Here is a 7085-nt window from a genome sequence, read left to right as displayed (position 1 = left end):
ACCCACTGGAAGCCCACCGGGTGGGCCTCCGCCATGTTCGATCCCTCGATGACGATGCAGTCCGAGTGGATCAGGTCCTGCTGGAAGTTCGAGGCCCCTCCGCGGCCGAAGCTGGTCCCCAGACCGGGGACGGTGGCGCTGTGTCAAATGCGCGCCTGGTTCTCCACCTGGATCGCGCCGAGCGCCATGAACAGCTTCTTGATGAGGTAGTTCTCCTCGTTGTCCAGCGTCGCCCCGCCGAGGCTCGAGAAGCCCAGCGTGCGCCGTAGGACGCGGCCCTCGTCGTCGGTGTCCTGCCAGCCCTTGCGGCGGGCGTCGATGACCCGGTCGGCGATCATGTCGAGCGCGGTGTCGAGGTCGAGGTCCTCCCACTCGGTGCCGTACGGCCGCCGGTAGCGCACCGTCGTCACCCGGCTCGGGGAGGTCACCAGCGATGTGGACGCCGACCCCTTGGGGCAGAGCCGGCCGCGGGAGATCGGCGAGTCCGGGTCGCCCTCGATCTGGGTGATGCGTCCGTCGCGCACGTAGATGTTCTGGCCGCAGCCCACCGCGCAGTACGGGCAGACCGACTTGACGACCTCGTCGGCCGCGTTGGTGCGCGGGGTGGTGGCCTTCTGGCGCGGGCTCTCGACGGCGGCGCCGCGCCCGAGCGGATCAGGACCGGTCGCCTGGCGGAACATCGGCCATTCACCGAGCCAGGTACGGACGCCCATGTCGCGGGGACCTCCCGGGTGCTGTGGTGCCTCCCGGCTGCGACGCTCAACCGGGACGAGGTGGTGGCGGAGGCGGACGGGAATCGAACCCGCCTGGCCGAGATACCCGGCCACGTCGGTGTTGAAGACCGCGGGGCCCACCAGGAACCCTGACGCCTCCGGGGATCACCCTAGGGACGACCCGCCCGTCCCGCAGCGCCGACCCGCGCGAGGATGCCGGCATGCGCGCCACGGACCCCGAGGCCGTCCTCGCGGTCGACCTCGGGACCACTTCGACAAAGGCCGTCGTCTTCGCCCCGGACGGCACGGTGCTGGGGGAGGGCGACGCCGGCTACCCGCTCGCCGAACCGGAACCGGGCGCGGCGGTGCAGGACCCCGAGCTCGTGTGGGAGGCGGTCGGGGACGCCGTCGCGGCCGCCGTCGCGGCCGGGCCCGACCTCGCCGCGGTGTCCTTCAGCGGCGCCATGCACGGCCTGCTCGGCGTCGACGCCGACGGCGAGCCGGTCGGGCCCCTGCTGACGTGGGCCGACTCCCGGGCCGCCGCCGTCGCGGCGCGGTGGCGTGCGGGCCGGTCCGACGTCGACGCGCTCGCCCTGGCGCGGCGCACCGGGACCCCGGTGCACTCGATGAGCCCGCTGGTGAAGCTCGCTTGGCTGCGCGGGGCGCGTCCGAGCCTGCACGCCGCCGTCGCGCGCTGGGGCGGGGTCAAGGAGTTCGTGCTCGGGCGGGCCGTCGGCCGCCGCGTCACCGACGCCTCCTGCGCCTCCGGGACCGGGCTGCGCGACCTGGCGTCACGCACCTGGGACGACGAGGCCCTCGCCCTGGCGGGCATCGGCCCGGGCGCCCTCGACGAGCTCGTCGAGACCACCGACGTCGTCGGGCCGCTCACCGACCGGGTGGCCGACGCCTGGGGCGTCGCCCGCGGCCTGCCCGTCGTCGCCGGCGCCGGCGACGGACCGCTGGCGAACCTCGGGCTCGGCGCGGTGCGCCCCGGGGTCCTGGCCTGCTCGATCGGCACCAGCGGCGCCTTGCGCCTGGCCGTCGACCGTCCGGGCGCCGACCCCCACGGCCGGCTCTTCTGCTACGAGCTGACCCGGCAGCGGTGGGTGGTGGGCGGCGCGATCACCAACGGCGGCGTCGTCCTCGACTGGGCGGCCGAGGCGTTCGGCGCGGACCCGGCGACGCTGCTGGACGAGGCCGCCGACGTCCCGGCGGGCGCCGACGGGCTGCTCGCGGTCCCGCACCTGCTCGCCGAGCGCGCGCCCCGCTGGGACGGCGCCCTCGGCGGTGCCTTCCTCGGCCTGCGGCGCGACCACCGCCGCGGGCACCTCACCCGCGCGCTCCTCGAGGGGGTGTGCCTGCAGCTGCGGCTGGTGCTCGAGGCGATGCGCGCTGCCGGGACCACCGTCGACGAGGTGCGGGCCACCGGCGGGTTCGCCCGCAGCGCCTTCTGGCGCGGCCTGCTCGCCGACGTGCTCGGCGTCCCCGTCGGCTACCCGGAGGGCCACCAGGGGTCGGCGTGGGGTGCGGCCCTGCTGGGGCAGCAGGCCGTCGGTCTGCTCGACCCCGGCGCCGAGGCCCTCGCCGACGCCGCCGACCGGGTCGTCATCCCGACGACGGCGGCGCCCACCGCGGCCGCAGCGGTGTACGCCGCCCGGCTCGGGCTCGTCGAACGGGTCCACGACGAGCTCGGCGAGATCGTCGCCGCGCTACGCGGCTGAGAGCCGAGACGGGGGCTCAGCCCTCGACGGCCGCCGCGTCCGTGGCGTCGGCCGCCTCCTCCAGCTCGGCCAGCGACTCCTCGAGGTAGCCCAGCAGCTTCTGCAGGCGCGGCAGGCTGCGCCGGTCGCCCGTCAGGCCGAACTCCATGTGGTCGGCGTAGGAGAAGACGGTGATGTTGAGCGCCTGCCCGTCGAGCGGCACCGACAGCGGGTAGAGGCCGTCGAGCTTCGCGCCCTCCCAGTACAGCGGCGCCTTCGGGCCGGGCACGTTCGAGATGATCAGGTTGAAGCCGGGGTTGAGCACCGTCGACATGCCGGGCACCGCGCCGAGCGGCAGTGGCGCCGCCACCGCCATCGACAGCGCGGCGATCGCCATCGGGTCGCGCTGGTCGAGGTTCGCCTTCGCCGCCCGCCCGGAGGCCTTGATCCGCTCGAGGCGGGTCGCGGCGTCGGGCTCGTCGGTCGCGAGCGTGACCAGGATGGCGCCGAGCTGGTTGCCCTCGCCGCTGGTCCCGAGCGAGACCGGCAGCGCGGCGACCAGCGGCCGCTCGGGCAGCGCGTCCAGGTCGAGCATGTAGCGGCGCAGCGCCCCCGAGCACATCGCGAGCACGACGTCGTTGACCGTCGACTCGGTGCGCTCGCGCACCCGCTGGATGCGCTTGAGCGGCCACGACTCGGCGGCGAAGCGGCGCGCCCCCGTGATCGGGACGTTGAGCATGCTGTGCGGGGCCTCGAACGGCAGCGTCGTGTCCCGGTGCGCGAGCCCGTCGTAGAGGGCGTCGACGAGGGCGGGCGCGATCCCGAGCGCCCCGGTGGCGGTCCGCGCGGTGTCGGTGACCGCGGCGCTCACCGTGTTCCAGCCCCCGGCGAGGGCCCCGCCGACCGTGGAGAGCACCCCGCCCTGCTGCGGGGACGCGGCGACTACGGCCGGCTGCTCGGAGGACGGACGGCGCTTCGAGCGCGGGTCGACCTGCCAGAACGGCGGCACGTGGCGGACGTCGGGGTCGGTCGAGAGCGCCTTCTGCAGGTGCCGGATGCCGGTGACGCCGTCCATCATCGCGTGGTGGATCTTGAAGTAGACGGCGAACCGGTCGCCCTCTACGCCCTCGATGAGGTGGAACTCCCACAGCGGCCGGTGGCGGTCGAGCAGGGTGCCGTGCAGCCGGGAGACGAGCTCGAGCAGCTCACGGATGCGGCCCGGCCGGGGCAGCGCGGAGAGCCGCACGTGGTACTCGATGTCGAGGTCGTGGTCGTCCTCCCACGCCCACTGCCCGAGGGTCCCGACGCTGCGGACCGCCCGGCGCGCGAAGGTCGGCGCCACCTCGTTGCTCGACACCAGCCGGCGGTGGAGGTCCCCGAGGAAGTCCGGCCCGGCGTCCTCCGGCCGGTCGAAGAGCAGCAGCGACCCGACGTGCGTCGGCCGCTCGCGGGACTCCGCCAGCAGGAACATCGAGTCCCGGAACGACATCACACCCATACCCAGAATCCTCCCGCCGCCCGGTACCTCGTGGGAAGAACGCCGCGCGCGTCGTCGGGATGTCGCGGCCGCTCACCGGAGGGGCGTGGTGCCCCTCTCACCGTTGGCCCAAACCGGGGCGATCATGCGGCCAGTCGGGCCAGTTCCCGGTCGAGGTCGGCCAGCGTCGTCACCTCGACGCCGCCGCTGCGCCGTACCGCCGCGCCGATCATGAGGTTGTAGGACAGGCCCTCCTCGCCGCCCTGCCGCAGGTCGCCGCGGTAGGCGACGACGGGCCGGCCGTGCGCCGCGGCCCACGCGACCTCGACGACGGTGCCGTTGTCCGGCGGCTCCTGGTCGAGGCAGGCGACGACGAGGTCGGCGCGTTCCGCGATCGCGCGCAGGTGGACCTCGCCGAGCGCGAGCCACCGCTGCGCCGGGACGTCGCCGGGCGGGAGGTCGACCTCCCACGGGTCGATGACCTCGACGTGGGAGCGCACCAGCGGCAGCAGCCGCTCCGTGTAGAAGACCCGGGTGGACTCGGCGAAGCCGTAGGGGCTCGCCAGGTAGGCGGTCCTGCGCACGGGTGCCATGATCGCGGGCCGTGCGGGTGCTCGTCACGGGAGCCGGCGGGTTCGTCGGGACCGCGGTGTCGCACGCGCTCCTCGCCCGCGGCGACGACGTCGTCGGGCTCGCCCGCGACCCCGCCCGGCTGGCGCCCGGGGTCCGTCCGCTGACGGGGTCGGTGCTCGATCCCGACGTCGTGGCCACCGCGCTGCGCGACGCCGACGCCGTCTGCCACCTCGCGGCCCGCGTGCGGGTGCGGGAGTCCCGGGCGGACCCTCTCGGGTACTGGCGCACCAACCTCGACGGCACCCGCACGGTGCTCGCCGCCGCCACACCCGACGTGCGGGTGGTGACGACGTCCACCTGCGCGGTGCACGCCCCGGCCGACGTCCCGATCGACGAGGACGCCCCGCTCGCCCCGGCGCACCCCTACGCGGCGAGCAAGCTGGCCGCGGACCTGCTCGCCCGCGACGTCGCCCTCGCCGGCGGGCCGGGGGTGGTCTGTCTGCGGGCCTTCAACGTCGCGGGCGCGGTGGCCGGGCGCGGCGACGAGGACCGCACCCGCGTCGTCCCCGCGCTGCTCGCGACGGCGGCGGGGGAGCGCGCCCGGTTCACCGTCAACGGCGACGGGTCGGCGGTGCGCGACCTGGTCCACGTCGCGGACCTCGCCGACGGCGTCGTCGCGGCCCTGGGGCTCGCCGAGCCGGGGACCTGGCGGGTGCTCACCGTCGGGTCCGGCCGCCCGACCTCGGTCGCCGAGCTCGTCGACGTCGTCGCCGACGTCACCGGGAGGCCCGTGCCGGTGCACCACGGGGACCGGGTCGACGAGCCCTCGCGCCTGGTGGCCGACCCGACGCGGGCCCGCGTCGAGCTCGGGTGGAGCGCGCCGCAGTCGTCCCCGGAGCGGATCGTCGCGGACGCCTGGGCGGCGTTCGCGCGGGGCGGCTGACTCAGGCCGAGTCGTCCGCCGCCTGCGCGAGGAGCTCGCGGCTCTCGCCGAGCAGCACGGTGAGCGCGTCCGCCCGTTCCGCGCCGAGGAGCTCGCGCAGCCCGTCGGCGAGCTGCCGCCCGTGGGCGCGGGCGGTCTGCGCCATCTCGTGGCCCTGGTCGGTGAGGTGCAGGCCGACGCCGCGCCCCGTGCCGAGCCGCCGCTCGATGAGCCCGAGCTTCTCCAGGCGCGCCACGACCTGCGAGATCGTCTGCTGGGTCTTGGGGATGCGACGCGAGATCTCGGCGACCGTCGTGCCCGGCTGGTCGGCGACCGTCAGCAGCATGCCGCTCGAGGACACCGTGAGCGGGGTGTCCGCGAGCGCGGCCTCGTTGAGGAGGTGCGTGTAGGCGGTCACCTGCCACAGCAGCTCGTACAGCGAGTCCGGCGCGGCGGTCCGGCCCTCGCCGGCTCCCGACGACGGCGCCTGGGCGGGGGCCATGGCGGCGATGCTACGGCCGCTGTGGAAACAGGAGCCTGGAGACATAGGGGCCGTTCTACGCGGTGCTGCTCTACCTCGTGCTCTACCTGCAGGACGGGCTGGGGCAGTCCGCGTCCGCCGCCGGGGCCCTGGAGGCTGTCGTGCTCGCCGCCGCCGTCGCGGTGATCGCCGCGCTGCTCGCCGTCGTGCTGGTCCGTCGGCGGGACTTCGACGTTCCGGCGGCGCCTGGCCCGCTGTGTCGGGCCGCGCCTGGGACCTCAGGGGTCACGGGCAGGGACCTTCGACTCTGCGCCGGCCGCGCGAGCGCTGACCGACTGGATTCGGCCTTGGCGAGGGCCGGGGACCCGGCCGATCGCTCGGGCTCGCCGGCATCAGGTGATGGCGGTCGGCAGCGCGCGACGAAGCTCGGAGGTTCCCTTGTCCTCGAACCAGTCGAATCAGCCCGTCAACACCCGCCTCCTGATCAGCGGCGCCGTGCTCACCGGCCTCGGCGGCATGCTCGCCACCCTCGGCCTGGCCCTCGGAAGCTCCGCGTTGGTCGGGGCGGCTCGGCGGTGGCAGCAACGGACGGAGATGACGCCCGCCCAGCTCGCGAAGCACGCGTACGGCGCTGCCCAGATCGCGAGGACCGCAGGAGTCGGCGCGTGGCGTGACCCGATCACGGCAGGGCAGTCGGTCGGCGCGCGCCGAGCGTCGGCCGACGGCGCCGGGATTCCCGTGTCGTGACGTCGGCGGTCCACACGTGCATGTCGTGTGGCGCGACGGTCCATGGCTCGCGTTCGTCTCGGAGCGACCCATGCCCGCTGCACGGCGGGCTCCAAGAGGCACCGGCAGGGCCGGTTCCGAAGAAGGGACATCCCATGACCTCCACCGGACCCGCCACCTTCTCGGGCGGACAGTCGAGATACGAGGAGAGCCCGCCGTCCTACTCCGGGACCGACGACTGGAGCGGGTGGATCTCCTTCGCCGGGATCATGATGATCCTGCTCGGCTCCTTCCAGGTCATCGAAGGACTGGTGGCCCTGCTGCACAGCAGCTACTTCGTCGTCCCGGCCACCGGGCTCGTGGTCAACGTCAGCTACAACGCGTGGGGCTGGTTCCACCTGATCCTGGGCGTACTGATCTTCGCCGCGGGCTTCGGGGTGATGGCCGGACGGCTCTGGGCGCGCATCGTCGGGATCGCCCTGGCTCTGCTGAG

At 74.8% G+C, this 7085-nt stretch carries 7 protein-coding genes, 1 tRNA gene and 1 pseudogene; 4 read left to right on the top strand and 5 right to left on the bottom strand.

Going from position 1 to position 7085, the window contains the following annotated elements; all coding sequences use genetic code 11:
* A pseudogene (locus VGH76_RS25810) lies at positions 1 to 713 on the bottom strand (formate dehydrogenase); the annotation flags it as partial.
* Positions 714 to 777: 64 nt separating this feature from the next.
* A tRNA-Sec gene (locus VGH76_RS25805) sits at positions 778 to 873 on the bottom strand.
* A gap of 61 nt (positions 874 to 934) precedes the next feature.
* On the opposite strand from VGH76_RS25805, the gene VGH76_RS25800 reads away from it, so the two are divergent.
* Entirely contained in the window at positions 935 to 2434 is a 1500-nt protein-coding gene (locus tag VGH76_RS25800) for a gluconokinase (protein WP_331559632.1), read from the top strand.
* A 16-nt stretch (positions 2435 to 2450) separates the two neighbouring features.
* Here VGH76_RS25800 and VGH76_RS25795 read toward each other — a convergent pair whose 3' ends face one another.
* The gene (locus VGH76_RS25795) at positions 2451 to 3911 is read right to left on the bottom strand and encodes a wax ester/triacylglycerol synthase family O-acyltransferase (protein ID WP_331559631.1); all 1461 of its coding nucleotides are present in this window, start codon (positions 3909 to 3911) and stop codon (positions 2451 to 2453) included.
* A gap of 122 nt (positions 3912 to 4033) precedes the next feature.
* Positions 4034 to 4474, bottom strand: a complete 441-nt coding sequence (locus VGH76_RS25790; protein ID WP_331559630.1) for a nucleoside 2-deoxyribosyltransferase — start codon at positions 4472 to 4474, stop codon at positions 4034 to 4036.
* A 20-nt stretch (positions 4475 to 4494) separates the two neighbouring features.
* Here VGH76_RS25790 and VGH76_RS25785 point away from each other — a divergent pair, with 20 nt between their 5' ends.
* The gene (locus tag VGH76_RS25785; RefSeq protein WP_331559629.1) at positions 4495 to 5406 is read left to right on the top strand and encodes an NAD-dependent epimerase/dehydratase family protein; all 912 of its coding nucleotides are present in this window, start codon (positions 4495 to 4497) and stop codon (positions 5404 to 5406) included.
* Between the two features lies 1 nt (position 5407).
* Here VGH76_RS25785 and VGH76_RS25780 read toward each other — a convergent pair whose 3' ends face one another.
* On the bottom strand, positions 5408 to 5887 hold the full coding sequence (locus VGH76_RS25780; RefSeq protein ID WP_331559628.1) for a MarR family winged helix-turn-helix transcriptional regulator: 480 nt from the start codon (positions 5885 to 5887) through the stop codon (positions 5408 to 5410).
* Positions 5888 to 6265: 378 nt separating this feature from the next.
* Here VGH76_RS25780 and VGH76_RS25775 point away from each other — a divergent pair, with 378 nt between their 5' ends.
* Both VGH76_RS25775 and VGH76_RS25770 read left to right on the top strand, forming a co-directional pair.
* On the top strand, positions 6266 to 6613 hold the full coding sequence (locus tag VGH76_RS25775) for a hypothetical protein (RefSeq protein WP_331559627.1): 348 nt from the start codon (positions 6266 to 6268) through the stop codon (positions 6611 to 6613).
* Positions 6614 to 6747: 134 nt separating this feature from the next.
* The coding region (locus tag VGH76_RS25770; RefSeq protein ID WP_331559625.1) for a DUF7144 family membrane protein at positions 6748 to 7085 on the top strand (338 nt) is incomplete at its 3' end.

Origin of the sequence: Actinomycetospora sp. (assembly GCF_036497585.1) — a bacterium.
Classification (GTDB): Bacteria; Actinomycetota; Actinomycetes; order Mycobacteriales; family Pseudonocardiaceae; genus Actinomycetospora.
This window is presented reverse-complemented; position numbering and strand designations above follow the sequence as displayed.

What these genes read in the sequence shown, in the direction of transcription:
- VGH76_RS25780 (WP_331559628.1), bottom strand. Translation starts at nt 5,887, where the DNA reads ATGGCCCCCGCCCAGGCGCCGTCGTCGGGAGCCGGCGAGGGCCGGACC.
- VGH76_RS25800 (WP_331559632.1), top strand. Translation starts at nt 935, where the DNA reads ATGCGCGCCACGGACCCCGAGGCCGTCCTCGCGGTCGACCTCGGGACC.
- VGH76_RS25775 (WP_331559627.1), top strand. Translation starts at nt 6,266, where the DNA reads ATGGCGGTCGGCAGCGCGCGACGAAGCTCGGAGGTTCCCTTGTCCTCG.
- VGH76_RS25795 (WP_331559631.1), bottom strand. Translation starts at nt 3,911, where the DNA reads ATGGGTGTGATGTCGTTCCGGGACTCGATGTTCCTGCTGGCGGAGTCC.